Below are 19,872 nucleotides of genomic sequence, written 5' to 3'. Positions count from 1 at the left end.
ACCGCTCCTCCGGATGCCACGCCTGACGCGCCCGCCCCTGCGGGTGTGGATCTGGACCGCGGTCACGCTGGCGCTGACCGTCCTCGCCACCGTGCTGTGGCGCGGGTCCGACGCCGCCGCCACCTCCAGCACCACCGCGGCACCGGCCGACGTCCCCGCGGGGGCGCTGGCCGGCGCCGTCTCCGAGGCGTGGTCCACCGCGGCCGACCCGCTGCCCGGGGATCTCGTCGCCGGGGGCCGGGTGCTCGTCGGCTCGCCGCACGGCGTGCGGGCGCTGGACCCGCTGAGCGGCGAGGAGGCCTGGCACTACACGCGGGCCAACGCGGTGCTGTGCGGGCTCACCGTGACCGACGGGGTCGCGGTCGCGGTCTTCCGCACCGAGGACCGCTGCGACGAGGCGGTAGCCCTGGACGCCGGGACCGGGGTGCGCGCGTGGACCCGCAACGTGGACTTCCGGCCGGAGGTGACCCTCACGTCCACCGACCGGATCGTGCTGGCCGCGACGCCGACCGGGATCGTCACGCTCGACCCCATCGGCAGCGGCACCCGCTGGCGCTACGTGCCGCCCGAGGGCTGCGAGCTGCTGCAGTCCGCCGCCGGCGATGCGGGGGTGGCGGTGCTGCAGCGGTGCGCCGGCTCCCCCGGCGTCCAGCTGCGGCTGGTGGACGGCTTCGACGGCGACCTGCACTGGACCCGCGACCTCCCGGCATCCGCAAGCGCGACCGAGCTCGTGGGAGCGGACGAGCCGGTCGCCGTGCGGGTGGGCGACGAGGTGCACCTGCTGTCCTCCGCCGACGGCACGCTGCTCACCACCCTGCCCGCCGGTCCGGGGGCAGCGGTGCGGCAGGTGGCCACCGACGCGGCCCTGCTGGTCCTCAGCGCGGGCACGCTCACCGCGCTGGAACGGGGGTCCGCCCGCCCCCTCTGGTCGTTCCCGGCCACCGGCGTGCCCGCGGAGGCGGCCACGACCGCGGACGGCGTCCCGGCCCTCCCCGTCCCCACCTCCGACGGGATCGCCCACCTCGATCCCGCGACCGGCACCGAGCTGGGCAGGACGGCGACGCCCGCGCTGCCCGAGGGCGCGGTGGCCACGGTCGTCGGCCCCGCCGTGCTGCTCGCGCCGGCCGGCGAGGTCCACGCCTACCGCTGAGGCACCACCGGTGGGGCACGTCCGCCGGCGTGGTAGTTCACTGGGTGCATGGTCCTGCCCGGCGGCCCCGATGCCCACGCCCTGTCCATCGCCATCGCGCCCGACGACCTCCGCCAGCTCGCGCAGCACGACGCCGTCCCGCGGACCTTCGAGGGCGGCGCCGGACCGCTCGCCGCCCTCGACACCGGCGGCACCGCGGCCCGCGGCACGGTGCTGATGGTGGCCGGGTACACCGGCAGCAAGGAGGACTTCGCCCCGCTGCTGCGCCCGCTGGCCGCCGCCGGCTACCGGGTCGTGGCGCTGGACCAGCGCGGGCAGTACGAATCCCCCGGCCCCGACGACCCGGCGCAGTACTCGGTGGAGATCCTGGGCGACGACGTGCGCGCGGTGGCGCGGGTCCTGCGCGAGGAGAACTCCGGGCCGCTGCACCTGGTCGGGCACAGCTTCGGCGGGTTGGTGACCCGGGCGGCCGTCCTCGCCGAGCCGGCGCTGTTCACCACCTTCACGCTGCTGGGCTCCGGTCCCTCCCGGCTCACCGGCCGCCGCGCCGAGCTGCTCGACCACCTCGGCCCGCTGCTGGACGCCGGCGGGGTGCCGCTGGTGCACGAGACCCTCGAGCAGGTGGCGATGACCGACCCCAAGGCGCAGGCCGTGCCCGCGCCGACCCGGGCCTTCTACACCCGGCGGTTCCTGCGCAACTCCGCCGCCGGGCTCCGCGGCATGGCCGACGCGATGCTGGCCGAACCGGACCGGGTGGCCGAGCTGAAGGCCACGGGGGTGCCGGTCCTGGTCGCGCACGGCGAGGCCGACGACGCCTGGCTGCCGCACGTGCAGGCCGACATGGCGCAGCGGCTGGGCGCCCGGCACGAGGTCATCGACTTCGCCATCCACTCCCCCGCCGTCGAGAACCCCCCGCGCACCCTCGAGGTGCTCTGCGACTTCTGGTCGGACGCCGGGGAGCGGTCGTGAGCCGGCTGGCGCCGCTGCCCTCGCCCGCCGACTGGACCGAGGAGGAGGACCGGCTCGGCTTCTTCGGCCCGGGCAGCGTGACCTGGCGGATCCACGGCGACCCGGCGTACCACGTCGGCGCGATGGGATCGCTGATGCTCCAGGCCCTCCACCCGGTGGCCATGGACGGCGTGGCCCGCAACTCCACCGGCTTCAAGGACGACTGGTGGATGCGCGTGACCCGCACCGGCCAGTACATGGAGACGGTGGTCTTCGGGCGGCGGACCGACGCCCGCCGGATGGCCGCCCGCGTGCGCGGCTACCACCGGAAGCTGTCGGGCGTCGAGGAGACGACCGGCCGGGCCTACCGGGTCGACGACCCCGACCTGCTGCTGTGGGTGCACGCCTGCGCCGTCCGGTCGATCCTGACGACGGCGCGCCGGGCGGGGGTGGCGCTGTCGGACGCCGACGCGGACCGCTACGTGGCCGAGCAGGTCGCCTTCGCGCACCTGGTGGGGGTGCCGCTGGAGACGGTTCCCCGGTCGGTCGCCGAGCTCGACGCGTACTTCGAGGGCATCCGCCCCGCGCTGACCGCGACCCCGGCCGCCGTGAAGGGTGTCCGCGACCTGTTCCTGCCGCCGATGCCGGGGTGGCTGCAGGTCCTCACACCGGCCCGTCCGGTGTGGGGCGGCCTGGCCGGGCTCTGCTTCGCGCTGCTGCCCGCCTGGGCCCGGCAGATGTACTCGCTGCCGGGGCTCGCGCTCACCGACGCCGCGGCGACCGCTGGCGTCAAGGCGTTCCGGACCGCCTTCCTCGCGCTGCCCGAGCGGGCGTACCGGTCGCCGATCGTGCGGGCGGGGTACGCCCGGGTCGCCGGGTGAGCGGACCCGTCCACCCCCGGAGCTCGTAGCAGGACTCCCCTGCCCCGCCGCTCGCGAGCTCGCGCCGGGTCCCGGCGGTGGGCCGCGAGCAGCGGGCCCGCCCCCTCACGTCCCCTCGTCGTCCTCGGGGAGGAAGCTCCACGGCTCGCGGGCGGGACCCGCGGCCTGACCGGGCGGGCAGCTGGACCGGAAGTCGCACCACCCGCACTGCCGCCCCGGCACGGCAGGGAAGGCGACGTCGGGGTCCTCGCCCGTGGCCACCGCCTCGCTCGCCGCCTGGATGTCGAGGGCGACGTCCTCGGCCCGCCGCACGTGGTTGGCCAGCGACCGCTCGGTGTGCTCGAAGGCGGCGACCGTCCCCGTGGGCACGTGGTGCAGCTCCACCCGGGTGCAGGGCCGGCGCAGCGTGCGGCGGACGGCGAGGACGTAGAGCGCCAGCGCCTGCGAGCCGCGCGCCTCGTCGTCAGTGCTCGGCGAGCGGCCGGTCTTGTAGTCGACGACCACCAGCTCGTCGCCGCGCTCGTCGATGCGGTCCACCCGCCCCGAGAGCGTCATGCGCTCGGTCATCGTGCTGACCGTGCGCTCCCGCGCGCGGGGCTCCTCGGTGGGGTCGACGTCCGCCAGGTAGCCGGTGAGCCAGCCGGCCGCCCGCGCCCGCCAGCGGTCGGACTGCTCGTCGTCGCGGAAGCCGGCCGGGCTCCACGCGCCGATCAGCAGCTGCCGGGCGGCGCCGGGGGTGCGGCGCTCCACAGGCAGGTCCCACCACGAGGAGAGCACCTGGTGCAGCGCCGTCCCCACCGTGTGGTGGGCGAAGCGCGGCCCGCGGGGAGGGCTGGGCCGGTCGACGTTGGCGAACCGGTAGCGCCGGGGGCAGTCGGAGAAGTCGGCCAGCGACTTCGGCGAGGCGCGCAGCAGCCGGCGCGGCATGCCGGGCAGCACCGCCTGCCCGCCGTCGGTGGGGTTGCGCATGCCGGTCACGGTAGCCGCGGGGGGCGACGTCCCTCCTCAGTCGCGCCAGGGCGTGGCGCCGGTCCCGGCCGCCACCAGGCGCTCGTACTGCTCGGGGTCGGTGGTGCACGCGCCCAGCGGCGTCTGCTTGTTGGTGCCGTGGTGGTCGCTGGAGCCGGTGACCAGCAGGCCCAGGTCGGTCGCCAGCCCGCGCAGGTGGGCGCGCTGCTCCGCGGTGTGGTCCGGGTGGTCCACCTCCAGGCCCAGCAGCCCGGCCGCGGCCATCGCCGCGATCGCCTCGTCGTCGACGACCCGGCCGCGCTTGGTCGCCAGCCCGTGCGCGAACACCGGCACCCCGCCTGCCGCCCGCACCAGGGCGATCCCCTCCCGGACGTCGGTGTCGGCCTTGCTCACGTAGTACGGGCTGCGGTGGTGCAGCAGCCCGGCGAACGCCTCCACGACGCTGCCCACCACACCCGCCCGGACCAGCGCCCCCGCGACGTGCGGCCGGCCGACGACCCCGCCGGCGGCCTGTTCGACCAGCTCCGCCCACGAGACCGGGTAGCCGTCGGCGGCGAGCGCCGCGACGATCCGCTCGGCGCGGCCCAGGCGCTCGTCCCGCAGCCGGGCCCGCTCGGCGGCGAACGCCGGGTGCAGCGGGTCGAAGAGGTAGCCGAGCAGGTGCACGCTGACCGGGGGCTGGTCCGCGGGGAACCAGCGGCAGGACAGCTCCATGCCCGGGACGACGGTGAGCCCGGCGGGACGGTGCTCCTGCGCCGCCGCCCAGCCCGCGGTCGTGTCGTGGTCGGTGAGCGCGAGGACGTCGAGCCCCGCGGCCCGCGCGGCGGCCAGCAGCGCGGCGGGGTCGTCGGTGCCGTCGGACACCGACGAGTGCGTGTGCAGGTCGATCCGCATCACGGCTCAGCCTGCCCCACGTCGGCGGGCGCCACCCGGTGGCGAGCCGCTCACGGCTCGCGCGGCGGGAGCGGCGGGATGGGCTCGGTGTCCCGCCGGCCACCGGTCGCGACCGGCCCGGCCGGCGGCTCCGGGTTGCCCTCGTCGTCCCCACCGGACGCGCTGCCCCAGTCGCTGCCGAAGAGCAGGCCGCTGACCTCGCGGTAGAGATCGCCGGCACGCGGCAGGAAGGTGATCTCCGACAGCCCCTGCTGCTGCCCGGCGGACTCGAAGCGGAAGGTCCCGTAGCCCAGGATCTGGCCGAAGAAGGTCTCCTTCCACGTCAGGTCGGTGATCCGGCGGAGCGGCAGCAGGGTGACGGTGCGGACGATCACCCCCGAGGTGAGCAGCACCCGCCGCCGGCTGACGATGAAGTGCCGCATCCACCACTCGCCGACGCGCAGGGCGTAGGTGAGCACCGCCGCCAGGACGACGAGCATCCCGACCGTGCTGGTCACCCGGTTCTCCGGGTCGAGCACGAGCAGCCACCCACCGATCAGCAGCACCGGCAGGAACTTCAGGGTCGGCACGATGAGCACCGCCCAGTGCCGGCGCGTGACCACGACCGCGTCCTCGTCGTCCAGCAGGTACTTGCGGACGTCCTTGGCGGCCCGGGTCGGCAGCCCGGCGGGGGCGCTCACCGGGTCAGACGAGGGAGCCGACGAACTGCGCGAGGGACGAGGCGGCGTCGCCGAGCGCCTCACCGGCGTTGCGGACCAGTTGCGCGGAGGACTCCGGCGCCTGGATGACGTAGAAGAGGACGAAGGCGACGACCAGCCAGGTGAGGACCTTCTTCAGGTTCACCGCCACCTCCGTGGTGAGGGGAAAGGCGGCCCGGGCGCCCGGGCCGGCAGGAGGGCCCGCCGGGTGCGGCGGACGCGTTCGTCCCATGAGTAACACAGGCCCCACGGCGGACCCACCCGACGCGCCGGACGCCGGCGGCCGCTCCGGTTCCGGCACGGCGGGGTCAGCGACCGGGCAGCAGGTGCTCCCCCACCGGCCCCAGCGGCAGGTCGGGGTAGATGCGTTCGCGCAGGTCGAGCAGCCGCAGCGGCTCGACCAGCAGCCAGGCGGCGTTCATCGGCCAGATCACGAGCCACAGCCAGACCCCGTAGGCCTCCCCCACGAAAGCCGCCCGGTCCTCGCGGGTCGGCACCGCCCACAGGGGGGCGTGCTGGCCCGCGGCCTCGACCCCGACCGAGCTCGGCCCGGAGATCACGTCGCCGGGGTCCAGCCCCGGGAGCCCGGCGTAGCCGCACCCCACGCCGGTGCCGGGTTCCTCGGCGACCAGCACCAGTTCGGCGGCGCCGCCGAGGGGGGCGGGACCGGCGCAGTCGACGACGATCGCCCGCGCGCCCGGTTCACCACCCCACGCCAGGCCGGTGACCGCCCAGCCCGGCGGCATGGGATCGGGCACCCAGGCCGGCACGCGGGCGTCGGCGGTGACGGCGGCGATCGCGTCGTGGGCGACGAGCGCGGTGTGGTGCAGCGGGGTGACCGCGCCGTGCACGTGGCACCAGGCGTGCGCCTCGGACCCGTGGCGGACGACCAGTGGCTCACCGCAGCGGGGGCAGACCGGCGACGCACTCATCGGGGACACGGTCGCGGGAGCGGCGCCGATCGTCAAGCGCAGCGGCCCGGCGGGCCGGCGGCCTGCGTAGCCTGCGGGCGTGACAGCCGTCGACCCGCCGGTGGTGCCGTGCGTCGGCGCCGTCGTGCACGACCGCGACCGCCGCCTGCTGCTGGTCCGCCGGCGCAACGACCCCGGGCGCGGCCTGTGGTCGCTGCCCGGGGGCCGGGTCGAGCCGGGCGAGACCGCCGCCTGCGCCGTCGAGCGGGAGGTCCGCGAGGAGACCGGGCTGCGCGTGCGGGCCGGCGCGGAGGTGGGCCGCATCCGCATCGACGGCGGCGCGGTCGTCTTCGACGTCGTCGACCTCGCCTGCACCCTCCTGGACCCAGGCGCGCTGCCGGTCGCCGGGGACGACGCGGTCGACGCCGTGTTCGCCGACGCCGACACCCTCACCGGCCTGCCGTGCACACCCCGGCTCGTGGAGACCCTGCGCGGCTGGGGCGTGCTGCCGGGCTGACCGGTCAGCCCGGCAGCACGTCTCAGCCGCGCGGCGTGGGCTCCGGGCGGCCGGGCTGCTCGCCGCCGCGGGCCTCGCCGTAGGAGCGCTTGGGCACCATGACCTTGCGGCGGAAGATGCAGACGACGGTGCCGTCCTGCTTGTAGCCGATCGTCTCGACGTGCACGACGCCGCGGTCGTCCTTGGACCTCGACGGCGTCTTGTCCAGCACCGTCGTCTCGCCGTAGATGGTGTCGCCGTGGAAGGTCGGGGCGACGTGCCGCAGCGACTCGATCTCCAGGTTGGCGATCGCCTTGCCCGAGACGTCGGGGACGCTCATGCCCAGCAGCAGCGAGTAGATGTAGTTGCCGACGACGACGTTCTTGCCGAAGTCGGTCGTCTTCTCCGCGTAGTTGACGTCCATGTGCAGCGGGTGGTGGTTCATCGTCAGCAGGCAGAACAGGTGGTCGTCGTACTCGGTGACGGTCTTCCCGGGCCAGTGCTTGTAGACGGCCCCGACCTCGAACTCCTCGTAGTACCGACCGAACTGCATGTGCTCGCTCCCGACGTCGACGCTCTAGGACGGCGTGATCCTACGGACGGGCTGCCGCCCACCCCGGCGGGCGCCCGGTCAGAGCAGCTCGAGGAGCGGGCCGATCTCCTGCGTGGCGTACCAGCCGAGCTCGTGGCCCTCGGCCTGGTCGACGACGAACTGGGCGTCCTCGCTGCCGAGGTCGGCCTCCAGGACGACGGCGACCGCGGCGCGGACGTCCTCCTCGGCCTCGGCGTCGTCCAGGTGCGCGCTGGCCACGTCCTCGATCCGGATCTCGTGCTCGAGGCGGGCCGCGCCCGGGTCGACGTGCGGGTCGTCCATCGGGGTCACCGCGGCGTCGGGCACGTCGGCGGCGAGCACCGCGCGGCGGCGGACCGCCAGCGGGTCGAGGTCGAGCAGCCGCAGGCTGGCGCGCGCCGCGGCCAGGAGGGCGGCGTACTCCAGCTCCTCGGTGTCGGCCTCTGCGTCGCTCACCGCGTAGAAGCGGCGCAGCTCGGGGGTGATCGCGAAGACGGTCTGCGGAGCGGGCAGGCGCCCCTCGTCGACCAGGGTGCGGAGCACGTTCGTCGTCGCCGGCAGGTACACGCGCACCCGGTCGACCCCCTTCGTCGGTGGAAGGACGACCGTAGCCGCCGCCGGACGGCGGCTCAGGTCGAGGTCTCGACCAGCCCCGCGACCTCCTGCTCGATGAGGTCGGCGAGCACCTCGACGTCGCTGACGCTGTCGCGGTCGGCGTTCAGGCCGAAGAACACCGTGCCGTCGTAGGAGGTCATGCCGATCGAGAGCCCCTGCCCCCGCGCCAGCGGCACGACGGGGAAGACGTCGAGCACCCGGCCGCCGGCGGCGTACAGGGGCAGCTGCGGGCCGGGCACGTTCGTGACGACCAGGTTGAACAGCCGCCGGGAGAGCCCGCGCGCCGCGCGGGCACCGAGCGCGTGCAGCGTGGAGGGGGCGAAGCCGGTCAGTGCGATGAGGCTGTCCGCGCCCACCGACCGCCCGTGCTGGGTCAGCCCGCGCATGGCGTAGGTGAGCCGGGCCAGGCGGACGCGGGGGTTGGGCTCGCCCACCGGCAGGTCGACCAGGTGCGAGGTGACCTGGTTGACGCCGGCGCCGTCCTCGTCCTGGACCGACACCGGCACCAGGGCGCGCACCGACGTGCCGCCGACCAGCGGTTCGCCACGCGAGAGCAGCCACTCCCGCAGGGCCCCCGCGACGACGGTCAGCAGCACGTCGTTGACCGTCCCGCCGTGAGCCTTGCGTACGCGCTTGAGGTCGTCGAGGTCGGCGCGCGCCACCGCGACCCGACGCTGGCGCCCGATGGGCGCGTTCAGCGGGCTGTGCGGCGCCGGGAGGATCGCCGACCGCGCCGTGCGCGCCAGCCCGCCGGCCACCCCACCGATCCGCACGGCGGTGGCCCGCGCATCCGTGACCGCGGAGCGGGCGAGCTCCACCAGGGAGGACGGGTGGCGGCGGTAGTCCTCGAAGGCCGCCCACACCAGCTCCGCACCGGAGGGCGGGCGCCGGGGCCGCCACTCCACCGGCTCGGGGACCGGCGCGTCCGGGGAGGCGTCGAGCAGCACCTGGCCGATGTCGACGGCGCTGAGCCCGTCCACCAGCGCGGGATGGGTCTTGGTCACCACCGCGACCTTCTCCCCCTCGAGCCCCTCGACGAGGTAGGCCTCCCACAGGGGGCGCCGGCGATCCAGGGGCCGCGACATCAGCCGGGAGACCAGGTCGAGCAGCTGCTGCTCGGTGCCCGGCCGCGGGAGCCCCGACCGGCGCAGGTGGTAGGTGATGTCGAACTCGGGGTCGTCCACCCACACGGGGTTGGCGAGGTGACCGGGCACCTCCGCCACCCGCTGCCGGTACCGGGGCACCAGGGGTAGCCGCGCCTCGACCAGCGCCGCCAGGGCGTCCAGGCCGCCCGGGGGCGTCTCGAGGACGATCACCCCGCCGACGTGCATGGGGGTGCCGGGCTCCTCCAGGTAGAGGAAGGAGGCTTCCAGGGTGCCCAGCCGCTCGACCATCGTTCCCCTCCCCGCGTGATCCCCCACGCTACGACGCGGGCTGCGATCCGGACAGCCCCCGCTCAGCCCGCCGGGCGCGCAGCCCGCCCCTCCGGCCCGCCGGGGGCGCGGGCACACCGGCCAACCGGGCGGCGAGCGCCCGCAGCTCCGCCCGCAGGGCCGAGCCGGCCGCCGCCTCGGCCAGGGTGCGGCCGACCGCGAGGGCGGCGTCGGTCGCCCGGCGATCGGCCGGGAGGAAGGAGCGGGGGCGCTGGCCGGTGAACCGCTCCAGCGCGTCACCGATCTCCTGGCGCGGGTCGCCGGGCACCGGCCCGCGGCGAAGCTGGTTCACCACGAGCACCGGCTCGACGCTGGGCAGGACGTCGTGCAGCTGGTCGAGCGCCCGCACGCACCGCTGGAGGGCGACCGGGTCCGCCCCGGAGACGCACAGCACCGTGTCGGCGTGCTCCAGGACGGCCAGGGTGGCGCCGTTGCGGCGCGGAGCCGCGGTGTCGTAGGAGAGCTCCTCGTCGTCCTCCACGCCGAACGCGCAGTCGACGACGGTGAGCTGCGCGAGGTGGCGGGCCGTGTCGAGCACCGCCGCCACCCCGGTCGGGCGCAGCTCGGGCCACCGGTCGGCGCGGGCGAGGCCGGTCAGCACCCGCAGGTCCGGCCGGACCTGCCACGCCAGCGACGCGAGCGCGGCCGCGTCCAGGGTCCCGAGGCCCGCCTGCCGGGCCGCGCCGGCGAGCCCGGGTGACTCGTCGAGCAGCCCGAGCACCTGGGCGACCACGCCGCCGTGGACGTCCGCGTCGACCAGCAGGGTGGGCACGCCCAGCCGGGCGGCCTCGTCGGCCAGTCCCACCGCGACCGTCGTCCGGCCCGGGGCCCCGGTCGCACCCCACACCGCCACCACGCGGCCCCGGTCGCCCCGCGGCCGCTCCGGCTCCACGGGCGCGACGGGGATCGGGAGCGCCGCGCGGAGGTCGGCGACGTCGTGCCCGGGCGCCGGGGCACCGGCGACCGCGGCCCGCAGCGCCTCGGCGATCGACTCCGGGGCGGCGTCGGCCGGCAGCACCTCGGCGACCCCGAGCCGGCGCAGCCGCTGCGCCGCGACCTCGTCGCCGGGCTCGACCAGCCCGACCACCGCGACGCCCGCCGCGCGCAGCCGGGCGACCGCGTCGCCGTCGAGCCGGCGCAGCTCCGCCGACAGCAGTGCCGCCTGGCCGGTGCCGGTGGCCGCGGCCGCGAGCAGGTCGGAGACGTCGACGCAGCGCCGGACGACGGTGACCCCGTGGTCGTCGCGGTCGAGCGCACCGACCAGCGCGGACTCCCAGCCGGCGCCGGTGACGGCGGTGAAGACCTGGATCCCCATCAGCCGGCCGGTCCCGCCGGCGCGGCCGCACCCTCGGTCGCCACGGCCGGCGCGCCCGGCGCCGGGGACGACGACGCCGGCGAGGACGTCGGTGCCGGGAGTGCCCGGCCGGTGCGCGCCGCGGCCACCGGGCTCCCCTCCGCCGTCGCCCCGGCGGGGTGGGCGACCACCACGAGGGGCCGGCCGGCGATGGACGCCAGGACGTCGGCGGCGTCGCCGGCCACCACGCCGACCACGACCTGCACCGTGGTGGTCGGGGTCGACAGGACACCGTCGGTGCCGCCCGACACCGCCTGCAGCGGCGCGGCGCCGACGACGAGTGCGACGCTGCCCAGCTCCGCGCCGGTGGCGCCGACGGCGGGATCGGCGACGGCGTACACGTCGACCAACTGCCCGCGACGCAAGCCCGGCGGCACGTAGCCGGCCTGGACCGGCAGGGCGAGCTGGACCAGCTCCGACGGTTCCTCGAGAGCCGAGCGGGGCAGCAGCTCGCCCGCCCGCACGCCACGGGAGAGCGCGCTGCCTTCGGGGCGGGTGCTGCCCGAGAGGTACTTCTCCGCGGCGTCGTCGAGCCGGACGTCGACCACCACCAGGTCCTCGGCGGTCAGCACCGTCCCGGCCGCGAGGTCCCCGGCCGCGCTCCAGACCGGCACGGTGGCGTCCGCGGCGCCGACCACCCGCGCCCCGAGGAGCACCGAGGCGAGGACGAGCAGCACGCCCAGGACGAGGCGGAGGTCCAGCCAGCCCGGCGTCCGGACCCGTCGCGGGGAGGGCCCGGCCGGCAGCTCGCTGGTGCCGGGGACGGCGCCCGGGGTCCGCACGGCGGTCACGCGACCTCTTCTCTGCCGGCACGCCGCCGGCCCGGTCGGGCGCCGGCCGCGGGAACGGGCCGTTGACGGCGTTGGGACGCCGATGATGCGGTACGCGTGCGAGTTCGTGCATCCGCCGTCCACACGTTCGGGTGTGGACCGTCGCCACGGACCACCGGCACGGCTGACAGACTGGGTCGCGAACGGATGGAGACGCCGATGCCCACACCACGCTTCCTGACCCTCGACGACGTCGCGGAGATCCTCAACGTCTCGTGGTCGCAGGCCTATGCGCTGGTGCGCCGCAAGGAGCTGATCGCCATCCAGATCGGCGGGCGCGGCCAGTGGCGCGTCGAGGTCGACGAGCTGGAGCGCTTCATCCAGCAGAAGTACGCCGAGGCCCGCGCCGGCACCGTGCCGCCGGAGCCGGCCGCCGGGTCCACCGCCGCGGCCGACGCCGCCGAGCAGCGCGGCTGACCGCTCAGTCCCAGCCGGGCGCCAGGGTGCGCACCACGGCCACCGCGTCGACCACCACCGCCGAGACCCGGCGCACCGCCCCGGCGCGACGTGGCTGGTCCGCCGCGTGCTCGGCCAGCTCCACGTAGTCGGCCCCCACCCGGTCGATCGTCCCGGTCAGCTGCGTGCCGTCGTCCAGCACGAGCTGGACGGCGCTGCGATCGCGGGCCAGGCCGCGCAGCGCGCGACGCAGGTCCAGCCGGGCGCGCACCGACCCAGACCCGTCGGCCGTCGCCGTCCAGCGCCCCAGCCCGTCGACGGCGCGGACCGCCGGCACCGCCACCAGCTGGTCCCGCCCCCGGTCGTCGGCGAGCAGCAACCAGTCGCTCCCCTGCGCGACGAGCACGCCGCGGACCCGGCCCGCTCCCCGGCACGTCACCACGAGCTCCGCGCCGAGGGATCCCGCGATCCGCTCGGCCAGCCGTACGGCACCGATCTCCGCCCGGGCGCGCGAGGCCCACTCCGCCCGGTCCTGCTCGTCCTCCGCGGCCTCGAACTGCGTCTGCAGGTCCGCGAACAGCTGCTGCCACCGCACGCCACTCAGCCTAAATCAGTGCAACGGTTTGCATTTGCCTGTGTTTGGTTGCTTTAGTCACGCGACGTCAACGCGGAGGAGGAGCCGGTGTCGGTGCGACGACTGCTCGCGACGAGCCTCGGGATGGCCGGCGTCGCCGCCGTCCTGGTGCAGCTCACCCCGACGCCGGCCGCCTCGCTGGCCGCCCTCGCCGTCGCCCAGCGCACGGCCGACGCCGCGGGACCCGACGTCGTGGTCGTGCACCTCGTGGGGCTGCTCGCGTGGACGGTGTGGGGCTGGGGTGCCCTCGGGCTCGCGCTCACCGCGTGCTCGGCGCTGCCCGGGGCCGTCGGCGCGCTCGCCACGGGCGCGCTCCGCGGCGTGCTCCCCTCCGGCGCCCGGCGGGCCGCCGCCCTGCTCCTGGGCCTGGGCCTGGGCATCGCACCCCCGCTGGCGGGGGCGGTGGTGGCAGGGCTCCCGGCCGCGACGGCCGCCGCGGCGGACGAGGCGCGCGCTGCGCCGCCCACGCCGGTGCCGCCGGCCGTCCCCGACTGGCCTGCGGCGGCCGCCGCGCCCGCCCGGGACGGCGCCGCGGACCCCGTCGCCGTGCCCGACTGGCCACCGGCGCCGGCGGACGGCGAGCACGTCGTCCTGCGCGGCGAGTGCCTCTGGCGCATCGCCGAGGACCACCTGGCGCGCACCCGCGGACGCGCACCGTCCGACGCGGAGGTGGCCACCGCCGTCACGGCCTGGTGGCAGGCCAACGCCGAGGTGATCGGCCCCGACCCCGACCTGCTGCTGCCGGGGCAGGTGCTCCGGCCGCCGGCCCTGCCCTGACCCCGCCCGTCCACCACCGCCGAACCCGGGAGTCCCCGATGACCGCACCGTCCCGCACCGTCCCGGCCCCCCCGCCGGCCCTGCAGCTGACCGTCGTCCCCACCCCGCAGCCCCCGGGTGACCCGCGGCCGGCGTTGCGCCTGCTCCGGCCGGGCCGGGCGCTCCCCCGGCCGGTCCTGCCCCCGGGACCACGGCCGGTCGCCGCCTCGCCCGCTCCCGCCCACGACCAGTTCGGGCCGGTGCCGACCGGCCGGGCCGAGCTCCCACCCGCGGGCGCGGCGGCCCGGCGGTTGGTGACCACCGCGCTCGAGGCGTTCACCGGCCGCCGCCCGCTTGCCCAGCTGCAGCCGCTGACCTCGACGGGCGTCTACGCCGCGCTGGCCGCCGGACGCCGGCCGCGGTGGTGCGCCGAGGGCACCGGGCCGGTGGTGATCGGCCCGGTGCGCGTCTGCGAGCCCGTGGACGGCGTTGCGGAGATCAGCGCCGTCGCCCACCGCGGCGGGCGCGCGCACGCCGTGGCGGCGCGGCTGGAGGGCATGGACGGCCGGTGGCGCTGCACGGCCCTGCAGATCGGTTAGGCCCCGTCCGGAGGCGCGCCCCGAGCGTGCGAGGGGTGAGCGGGACGGGGTCCTCCCTCAGCTGCCTGCCGCTCCGTGGCACTGCTTGTACTTGCGGCCCGAGCCGCACGGGCAGGGTGCGTTCCGCGGGGTCTCCTTGGTTCCGGTGACCGTGGCCGTCTTCGCCGCCTTGGCGCGACCGCTCTCGGCCGGGGAGGCGTCCAGGCTGGGCGCGGAGTAGGTGAGGTTCTCCGGCGCGCGGCGCGGCTCGTCGAGCCCCTTCACCGTCAGCTCCGGAGCCGCCTTCTCCACCACCGGCTCCGCGGCCGCGGGCGCCTCGGGAGCGGGCACCTCGGGAGCCGCCGACGCCGCGGGCGCCGCCTCGGTCACGGGCGCCGCCGGCGCCTCGGGAACCGGAGCGGACCGGCGGGCCGTGGCGGCCGCCGCCGTCCCGGCCGCCGCGCGAGCCGCGGCGGCCTGGCGGGCGAGCACCTTGGCCGTCCCCTCCTGGGCAGCGGCGAGCGCCTTCGCCTCGGCCTCGGCCTGCTTGGCCTTCGCCTCGGACTCCTGCTGCTCCTTGGTCTTCACCTCGAGGTTGAAGAGGAAGCCGACGGACTCCTCCTTGATGCCGTCGAGCATCGCCACGAACATGTCGTAGCCCTCGCGCTGGTACTCCACGACGGGATCGCGGTTCGCCATCGCGCGCAGGTGGATGCCGGCCCGCAGGTAGTCCATCTCGTAGAGGTGCTCGCGCCACTTGCGGTCCAGCACGCTGAGCAGCACCCGCCGCTCCAGCTCGCGCATGACCTCGGCACCGAGCGCCGCCTCGCGCTCCTCGTAGGCACGGTGGACGTCGTCGAGCAGGGTCGTCTTCAGGTCCTCGGCGGAGAGGTCGGACTGCTCGCCGCCGGCCTTCTGCCCGACGAGCTCCTCGGCGGTGATCCCCACCGGGTAGAGCGCCTTGAGCCCGGTCCACAGCTGGTCGAGGTCCCAGTCCTCCGCGTACCCGGTCTCGGTGGCGCCGTCCACGTAGGCGGAGACCACGTCGTCGACCATCGACCGCACCTGCTCGTGCAGGTCGGCGCCCTCGAGCACCTTCCGCCGCTCGTCGTAGATGACCGTGCGCTGGCGGTTGAGCACCTCGTCGTACTTGAGGACGTTCTTGCGGACCTCGAAGTTCTGCTGCTCCACCTGCGTCTGCGCCGAGAGGATCGCCCGGCTGACCATCTTCGACTCGATGGGCTGGTCGTCGGGCACCCGCAGGGTGTTCATCATCGACTCGAGCATCGGGCCGTTGAACCGGCGCATGAGGTCGTCGCCCAGGGAGAGGTAGAACCGCGACTCCCCCGGATCGCCCTGCCGGCCCGACCGCCCGCGCAGCTGGTTGTCGATGCGCCGGCTCTCGTGCCGCTCGGTGCCGAGGACGTACAGTCCCCCGGCCTCGGTGACCTCCTCGTGCTCGGCCTTGACCTGCGCCTTGGCGGCCTCGAGCGCCTCGTCCCAGGCCGCCTCGTACTCCTCGGGGGTCTCCGCCGGGGAGAGCCCGCGGGCGCGCAGCGCCTCGTCGGCGATGAACTCGGCGTTGCCGCCGAGCTGGATGTCGGTGCCGCGGCCGGCCATGTTGGTGGCCACGGTGACCGCCCCGGGGCGGCCGGCCTGGGCGACGATCGCCGCCTCGCGCGCGTGGTTCTTGGCGTTCAGCACCTCGTGCGGGATGCCCCGCCGGAGCAGGAACTTCGAGAGCACCTCGGACTTCTCGACGCTCGCGGTGCCGACCAGCACCGGCTGCCCGGCCTCGTGCCGCTCGGCGATGTCGTCGACGACGGCCTCGAACTTGGCCTTCTCCGTCTTGTAGATGACGTCGGAGCGGTCCTGCCGGACCATCGGCCGGTTCGTGGGGATCGGGACGACGCCCAGCTTGTAGGTCTGGTGCAGCTCGGCGGCCTCGGTCTGGGCCGTGCCGGTCATCCCGGACAGCTTCTCGTAGAGCCGGAAGTAGTTCTGGAGGGTGATCGTGGCGAGCGTCTGGTTCTCGTCCTTGATCTTCACCTTCTCCTTGGCCTCGATGGCCTGGTGCATGCCCTCGTTGTAGCGGCGCCCGGCCAGCACGCGCCCGGTGAACTCGTCGACGATGAGCACCTCGCCGTTGCTGACGATGTACTGCTGGTCCTTCTTGAACAGCTCCTTGGCCTTGAGGGCGTTGTTCAGGTAGCTGATCAGCGGGGTGTTCGCCGCCTCGTACAGGTTGTCGATGCCGAGCTGGTCCTCGACGAACTCGACGCCCTCCTCGGTGACGGCGACGGTGCGCTTGTCCTCCTCCACCTCGTAGTGGACGTCACGCTTCATCATCGGGACCAGGCGGGCGAACTCGCCGTACCACTTGGCGCTGGTCTCCGCGGGGCCGCTGATGATCAGCGGGGTGCGTGCCTCGTCGATGAGGATGGAGTCGACCTCGTCGACGATCGCGAAGTGGTGCCCGCGCTGCACCAGGTCAGCCTTGCTCCAGGCCATGTTGTCGCGCAGGTAGTCGAAGCCGAACTCGTTGTTGGTGCCGTAGGTGATGTCGCAGGCGTACAGCTCGCGCCGCTGCGCGGGCGTCTGGCCCGACAGGATGCTGCCGACCGACAGCCCCAGGAAGCGGTGCACCCGGCCCATCCACTCGGCGTCGCGCTTGGCCAGGTAGTCGTTGACCGTGACGACGTGGACGCCCTTGCCGGACAGCGCGTTGAGGTAGGCGGGCAGGACGCCGGTGAGCGTCTTGCCCTCACCGGTGCGCATCTCGGCGATGTTGCCCAGGTGCAGCGCCGCGCCGCCCATGAGCTGCACGCGGAAGTGCCGCTGCCCCAGGGTGCGGGTGGCCGCCTCGCGGACGACGGCGAACGCCTCGGGCAGCAGCGCGTCGAGGGACTCCCCGTCGGCGTGGCGCTCCTTGAACTCGTCGGTCTTCGCCCGGAGCTCCGCGTCGGAGAGGTCGGTGTAGTCGTCGGCGAGCGACTCCACCGCGTCGGCGATTCTGCCGAGGCGTCGGACGAGCTTGCCCTCACCGGCACGGAGGATCTTCGAGAACAGCACGACCCCAGCGTAGGCGGCGCGGCCGCGGCTGCGGACGTGGTGACCGCCCGGGGCACCACGCGTCCCATCCGTACGCTGCAGCGATGGCTCGCGATCCGTCCGACCCGGGCGCCGGACTGCTGGAGTTCCTGACCGAGCGGCACCTCGCGACGCTGACCACGCTGCGCCCCGACGGCACGCCGCACGTCGTCCCGGTCGGCGTCACCTACGACGCGGCGACGCGGACCGCCCGGGTGATCACCTCCGGCACCTCCGCCAAGGCCCGGCACGTCCGGGCGGGACAGGCGCGGGTCGCCGTCTGCCAGGTCGACGGGCGGCGCTGGACGACCCTGGAGGGGACGGCGGTGGTGCGCGACGACGCCGCGTCGGTGACCGACGCCGTGGCGCGGTACGCGCGGCGGTACCGCCAGCCCCGGGAGAACCCGGCCCGGGTGGTCATCGAGATCTCGGTGGACCGCATCCTCGGCAACGCCTGAGGATGGCGCGGTGGACCTCTCCGCCGTCGACATGACCACCGAGACGGTGCGGACCGAGCGGCTGGTGCTGCGCCCCTTCCGCCCGGCCGATGTCGAGGCGGTGCACCGCGCCTCGCAGGACCCGGAGACCCAGCGCTGGATCTCGACGATCCCGGTGCCCTACACGCGCGAGGACGCCCGCCGGTTCGTCGAGGACATGGCCATGCGGGAGCGGGTCGACGGAACGGGGCTGTCCGTCGTCATCGAGGCCGGCGGTGAGCTGGCCGGCACGGCGGGCCTGTACCTCCGCCCCGGACGGCTCGGCCCGGAGATCGGCTACACGGTCGCGCCCTGGGCGCGCGGCAACGGCTACGCCGCGGAGACCGCGCACGCGCTCGCCGGATGGGCGATCGGGCTCGGCGCCCCCCGGGTGCACCTGTTCGTCGACGTGGCGAACACCGTCTCGCAGGCCGTGGCGCGGCGCGCGGGCTTCCGCGAGGAGGGCGTGGTGCGCGGCTGCCTGGACCAGCGCGACGGCAGCCGGACCGACGCGGTGCTGTTCGGCCGGCTCGCCGGCGACTGAGCAGGGCACGGGCCGGACGCCGGGGCGGGGTGCGGCCGGCAACGGTGCGGGGCACGGCCGGCGGCCGTGCCCCGCACCGGTCAGGCGTTCGCCGGTTGCGGCACCGTGGCCGGCGCGGACACCGGGGCACCGCCGTCCTGCGACACGGGCGCGAGGCGGATGAGCCCGTAGTCGTAGGCGTGCCGGCGGTAGACGACCGTCGGCTGGCCGGTGTCGGCGCACTGGAAGAGGAAGAAGTCGTGGCCGACCAGCTCCATCTCGTGGAGCGCCTGGTCGACGGTCATCGGCGTCGCCGGGTGGTGCTTCTCCCGGACGATCTGCCCGGGCAGGTGCTCGTCGAGGTCGGTGACGTGCGGCCCCGAGGCGAGTTCGCGGTCCAGCTCGAGCTGCTGCTGGATAGTCAGCTCGGGGTGACCGGTGTCCGGCGCGGCGCCGGTGAGGCGCACGCTGTCCGGGGTCCGCCGGCCGTGGTGCACCCGGCGGCGGTCGGCCGCCCGGCGCAGCCGGTTGTCCAGCTTCCCGCAGGCCAGGTCCAGCGCCGCGTAGAAGTCCGGGCCCGCCGCCTCGGCGCGGACCACGGGACCCTTGCCGCGCAGCGTGATCTCCACGCGCTGGCAGCTGGCCGACTGGCGGGGGTTCTTCTCGTGGAAGAGCTCGACGTCGATGCGAGACAGCTTGGCGTCGAACCGCTCCAGCTGCCCGACCTTGTCCTCGACGTGTTGGCGGTAGTGCTCGGGGACTTCGACGTTGCGACCACGGACCACGATCTCCATGAGACCTCCCGGTTGGGGACGGGCTTCGGTCGCTTCGACGCTAGTCCCTACCCCGGGACCGCGACAGTCGATCGAGGTCGTGGTGGAGGACGGTCCCGGACCGGTACGCGGCGCTCCCGGTGGTGCCCCGCGGCGGGCCGGCCGGCGCCCGCGGGGTGGCCGCGACGACCGCTGCGACCACACCGCCGGCCGCGCTCGGGAGAGCCGCCAGCGCCCGCGCCGCCTCGGTCAGCGTCGCCCCCGTGGTGACCACGTCGTCGACCAGCACGACCAGGGCACCGGCGGGCGCCCCCGGGCCGGTGACCTCGAAGGTGCCGGTCAGATTGGCCCGCCGCTCGGCCGCGGACAGCCCCGACGAGTCCCGGACACGGCCGCGCCTGCGCAGCACCCGGCCCTCGTCCGCCACGACCCCGGCCGCCCGCAGCTCCACCACGGCGCGACGGGTCAGCTCGCGCACGTGGTCCCGGCCCCGGGACCGGAGTGCGGCGCGGGACGCGGGGACCGGCACGAGCAGCAGCGGGGGCTCGCCCTCGACACCCAGCCGGACGGCGGCGACGGCGAGCGCCAGCGCGGTGCCCAGCGGTGCGGCGAGCTCCGCCCGGCCCTGCTCCTTGAAGGCGTTGACGACCGGGCGCACCGGGCCGGCGTAGGCAGCGGCGGCGACCGTCGGGGGGAAGCCCGGCGGGAAGCGCCGGGGCGAGGCCAGGTGCGGCGCCGCCAGCAGCCGGGCGCAACGGGCGCACAGCACCGCGCCCGGCACCCCGCAGCCGGCGCAGGCGCGGGGCAGCACCAGGTCGGACAGCGCCGACAGCACCCCGCCGATCGCGCTGAGCATCACGGCAGCTTATGGCCCCGTCCAGGGGCTCGGGCCAGCG

At 75.8% G+C, this 19,872-nt stretch carries 23 protein-coding genes; 9 read left to right on the top strand and 14 right to left on the bottom strand.

The genetic code is table 11. The features are described from left to right. Positions 1-13 precede the first annotated feature (13 nt). The 3 genes from ACI79W_RS02735 to ACI79W_RS02725 are packed head-to-tail and all read left to right on the top strand — an operon-like array spanning position 14 to position 2,979. Positions 14-1,150 (top strand): outer membrane protein assembly factor BamB family protein, encoded by a 1,137-nt coding sequence (locus tag ACI79W_RS02735; RefSeq protein WP_456560537.1) that lies wholly within the window; start codon positions 14-16, stop codon positions 1,148-1,150. Positions 1,151-1,198: 48 nt separating this feature from the next. Then, a complete protein-coding gene (locus ACI79W_RS02730) occupies positions 1,199-2,119 on the top strand; it encodes an alpha/beta fold hydrolase (RefSeq protein ID WP_456560536.1) in 921 nt (306 codons plus the stop codon). Further along, the gene (locus ACI79W_RS02725) at positions 2,116-2,979 is read left to right on the top strand and encodes an oxygenase MpaB family protein (protein ID WP_456560535.1); all 864 of its coding nucleotides are present in this window, start codon (positions 2,116-2,118) and stop codon (positions 2,977-2,979) included. Before ACI79W_RS02730 ends, ACI79W_RS02725 begins: the two co-directional genes overlap by 4 nt. A 105-nt stretch (positions 2,980-3,084) precedes the next feature. On the opposite strand, the gene ACI79W_RS02720 is transcribed toward ACI79W_RS02725, so the two are convergent. The 5 genes from ACI79W_RS02720 to ACI79W_RS02700 form a co-directional block, all read right to left on the bottom strand. Continuing rightward, positions 3,085-3,948: a RecB family exonuclease gene (locus tag ACI79W_RS02720; RefSeq protein WP_456560534.1), complete on the bottom strand. Its 864-nt coding sequence runs from the start codon at positions 3,946-3,948 to the stop codon at positions 3,085-3,087. Between the two features lie 36 nt (positions 3,949-3,984). After that, on the bottom strand, positions 3,985-4,842 hold the full coding sequence (locus ACI79W_RS02715; protein WP_456560533.1) for a PHP domain-containing protein: 858 nt from the start codon (positions 4,840-4,842) through the stop codon (positions 3,985-3,987). A 50-nt stretch (positions 4,843-4,892) separates the two neighbouring features. Beyond that, positions 4,893-5,522, bottom strand: coding sequence for a PH domain-containing protein (locus tag ACI79W_RS02710; RefSeq protein ID WP_456560532.1), 630 nt, complete (start codon positions 5,520-5,522; stop codon positions 4,893-4,895). Positions 5,523-5,526: 4 nt separating this feature from the next. After that, positions 5,527-5,685: a hypothetical protein gene (locus tag ACI79W_RS02705; RefSeq protein ID WP_236825822.1), complete on the bottom strand. Its 159-nt coding sequence runs from the start codon at positions 5,683-5,685 to the stop codon at positions 5,527-5,529. Between the two features lie 163 nt (positions 5,686-5,848). Further along, entirely contained in the window at positions 5,849-6,472 is a 624-nt protein-coding gene (locus ACI79W_RS02700; protein WP_456560531.1) for a DUF6758 family protein, read from the bottom strand. A gap of 79 nt (positions 6,473-6,551) precedes the next feature. Between ACI79W_RS02700 and ACI79W_RS02695 the strand changes: the two genes are divergently transcribed. Then, positions 6,552-6,968, top strand: coding sequence for an NUDIX domain-containing protein (locus ACI79W_RS02695; RefSeq protein WP_456560530.1), 417 nt, complete (start codon positions 6,552-6,554; stop codon positions 6,966-6,968). A 22-nt stretch (positions 6,969-6,990) separates the two neighbouring features. On the opposite strand, the gene ACI79W_RS02690 is transcribed toward ACI79W_RS02695, so the two are convergent. The 5 genes from ACI79W_RS02690 to ACI79W_RS02670 all read right to left on the bottom strand — a co-directional run bounded on the left by ACI79W_RS02690 (position 6,991) and on the right by ACI79W_RS02670 (position 11,711). Then, complete coding sequence (locus ACI79W_RS02690; RefSeq protein ID WP_456560529.1) at positions 6,991-7,500, bottom strand: MaoC family dehydratase; 510 nt, start codon at positions 7,498-7,500, stop codon at positions 6,991-6,993. 78 nt (positions 7,501-7,578) lie between these two features. Further along, complete coding sequence (locus ACI79W_RS02685; RefSeq protein ID WP_456560528.1) at positions 7,579-8,091, bottom strand: DUF6912 family protein; 513 nt, start codon at positions 8,089-8,091, stop codon at positions 7,579-7,581. Positions 8,092-8,147: 56 nt separating this feature from the next. After that, entirely contained in the window at positions 8,148-9,527 is a 1,380-nt protein-coding gene (locus ACI79W_RS02680) for a WS/DGAT/MGAT family O-acyltransferase (RefSeq protein ID WP_456560527.1), read from the bottom strand. Between the two features lie 28 nt (positions 9,528-9,555). After that, positions 9,556-10,881, bottom strand: coding sequence for an AAA family ATPase (locus ACI79W_RS02675; protein ID WP_456560526.1), 1,326 nt, complete (start codon positions 10,879-10,881; stop codon positions 9,556-9,558). Then, positions 10,881-11,711: a flagella basal body P-ring formation protein FlgA gene (locus ACI79W_RS02670; RefSeq protein ID WP_456560525.1), complete on the bottom strand. Its 831-nt coding sequence runs from the start codon at positions 11,709-11,711 to the stop codon at positions 10,881-10,883. The genes ACI79W_RS02675 and ACI79W_RS02670 overlap by 1 nt, the downstream gene beginning before the upstream one ends. Before the next feature lie 198 nt (positions 11,712-11,909). On the opposite strand from ACI79W_RS02670, the gene ACI79W_RS02665 reads away from it, so the two are divergent. Continuing rightward, on the top strand, positions 11,910-12,167 hold the full coding sequence (locus tag ACI79W_RS02665; protein ID WP_456560524.1) for a helix-turn-helix domain-containing protein: 258 nt from the start codon (positions 11,910-11,912) through the stop codon (positions 12,165-12,167). Between the two features lie 4 nt (positions 12,168-12,171). Here the strand turns inward: ACI79W_RS02665 and ACI79W_RS02660 are convergent, their stop codons facing one another. Beyond that, the gene (locus tag ACI79W_RS02660; protein WP_456560523.1) at positions 12,172-12,741 is read right to left on the bottom strand and encodes a hypothetical protein; all 570 of its coding nucleotides are present in this window, start codon (positions 12,739-12,741) and stop codon (positions 12,172-12,174) included. Positions 12,742-12,828: 87 nt separating this feature from the next. Between ACI79W_RS02660 and ACI79W_RS02655 the strand changes: the two genes are divergently transcribed. Both ACI79W_RS02655 and ACI79W_RS02650 read left to right on the top strand, forming a co-directional pair. Beyond that, on the top strand, positions 12,829-13,557 hold the full coding sequence (locus ACI79W_RS02655; RefSeq protein WP_456560522.1) for a hypothetical protein: 729 nt from the start codon (positions 12,829-12,831) through the stop codon (positions 13,555-13,557). 38 nt (positions 13,558-13,595) lie between these two features. Beyond that, a complete protein-coding gene (locus ACI79W_RS02650) occupies positions 13,596-14,135 on the top strand; it encodes an Rv3235 family protein (RefSeq protein ID WP_456560521.1) in 540 nt (179 codons plus the stop codon). 57 nt (positions 14,136-14,192) lie between these two features. On the opposite strand, the gene secA is transcribed toward ACI79W_RS02650, so the two are convergent. Beyond that, the gene (secA, locus tag ACI79W_RS02645; protein ID WP_456560520.1) at positions 14,193-17,186 is read right to left on the bottom strand and encodes a preprotein translocase subunit SecA; all 2,994 of its coding nucleotides are present in this window, start codon (positions 17,184-17,186) and stop codon (positions 14,193-14,195) included. Positions 17,187-17,269: 83 nt separating this feature from the next. Between secA and ACI79W_RS02640 the strand changes: the two genes are divergently transcribed. Next, positions 17,270-17,662 (top strand): pyridoxamine 5'-phosphate oxidase family protein, encoded by a 393-nt coding sequence (locus ACI79W_RS02640; RefSeq protein WP_456560519.1) that lies wholly within the window; start codon positions 17,270-17,272, stop codon positions 17,660-17,662. A 10-nt stretch (positions 17,663-17,672) separates the two neighbouring features. Beyond that, the gene (locus ACI79W_RS02635) at positions 17,673-18,224 is read left to right on the top strand and encodes a GNAT family N-acetyltransferase (RefSeq protein WP_456560518.1); all 552 of its coding nucleotides are present in this window, start codon (positions 17,673-17,675) and stop codon (positions 18,222-18,224) included. An 80-nt stretch (positions 18,225-18,304) separates the two neighbouring features. Here ACI79W_RS02635 and hpf read toward each other — a convergent pair whose 3' ends face one another. Together hpf and ACI79W_RS02625 are read right to left on the bottom strand one after the other, a co-directional pair. Continuing rightward, the gene (gene hpf / locus ACI79W_RS02630) at positions 18,305-18,997 is read right to left on the bottom strand and encodes a ribosome hibernation-promoting factor, HPF/YfiA family (RefSeq protein WP_456560517.1); all 693 of its coding nucleotides are present in this window, start codon (positions 18,995-18,997) and stop codon (positions 18,305-18,307) included. 40 nt (positions 18,998-19,037) lie between these two features. Then, positions 19,038-19,832: a ComF family protein gene (locus tag ACI79W_RS02625; RefSeq protein WP_456560516.1), complete on the bottom strand. Its 795-nt coding sequence runs from the start codon at positions 19,830-19,832 to the stop codon at positions 19,038-19,040. Positions 19,833-19,872: the final 40 nt, after the last annotated feature.

Source organism: Blastococcus sp. SYSU DS0533 (assembly GCF_054050775.1).
Note: the sequence above shows the minus strand (reverse complement) of the source record. Positions and strands in the feature narration are given on the sequence as shown.

What these genes read in the sequence shown, in the direction of transcription:
- ACI79W_RS02735 (WP_456560537.1), top strand. Translation starts at nt 14, where the DNA reads ATGCCACGCCTGACGCGCCCGCCCCTGCGGGTGTGGATCTGGACCGCG.
- hpf (WP_456560517.1), bottom strand. Translation starts at nt 18,997, where the DNA reads ATGGAGATCGTGGTCCGTGGTCGCAACGTCGAAGTCCCCGAGCACTAC.
- ACI79W_RS02720 (WP_456560534.1), bottom strand. Translation starts at nt 3,948, where the DNA reads ATGCGCAACCCCACCGACGGCGGGCAGGCGGTGCTGCCCGGCATGCCG.
- ACI79W_RS02665 (WP_456560524.1), top strand. Translation starts at nt 11,910, where the DNA reads ATGCCCACACCACGCTTCCTGACCCTCGACGACGTCGCGGAGATCCTC.
- ACI79W_RS02700 (WP_456560531.1), bottom strand. Translation starts at nt 6,472, where the DNA reads ATGAGTGCGTCGCCGGTCTGCCCCCGCTGCGGTGAGCCACTGGTCGTC.
- ACI79W_RS02675 (WP_456560526.1), bottom strand. Translation starts at nt 10,881, where the DNA reads ATGGGGATCCAGGTCTTCACCGCCGTCACCGGCGCCGGCTGGGAGTCC.
- ACI79W_RS02650 (WP_456560521.1), top strand. Translation starts at nt 13,596, where the DNA reads ATGACCGCACCGTCCCGCACCGTCCCGGCCCCCCCGCCGGCCCTGCAG.
- ACI79W_RS02625 (WP_456560516.1), bottom strand. Translation starts at nt 19,832, where the DNA reads ATGCTCAGCGCGATCGGCGGGGTGCTGTCGGCGCTGTCCGACCTGGTG.
- ACI79W_RS02730 (WP_456560536.1), top strand. Translation starts at nt 1,199, where the DNA reads ATGGTCCTGCCCGGCGGCCCCGATGCCCACGCCCTGTCCATCGCCATC.
- ACI79W_RS02680 (WP_456560527.1), bottom strand. Translation starts at nt 9,527, where the DNA reads ATGGTCGAGCGGCTGGGCACCCTGGAAGCCTCCTTCCTCTACCTGGAG.
- ACI79W_RS02715 (WP_456560533.1), bottom strand. Translation starts at nt 4,842, where the DNA reads ATGCGGATCGACCTGCACACGCACTCGTCGGTGTCCGACGGCACCGAC.
- ACI79W_RS02690 (WP_456560529.1), bottom strand. Translation starts at nt 7,500, where the DNA reads ATGCAGTTCGGTCGGTACTACGAGGAGTTCGAGGTCGGGGCCGTCTAC.
- ACI79W_RS02640 (WP_456560519.1), top strand. Translation starts at nt 17,270, where the DNA reads ATGGCTCGCGATCCGTCCGACCCGGGCGCCGGACTGCTGGAGTTCCTG.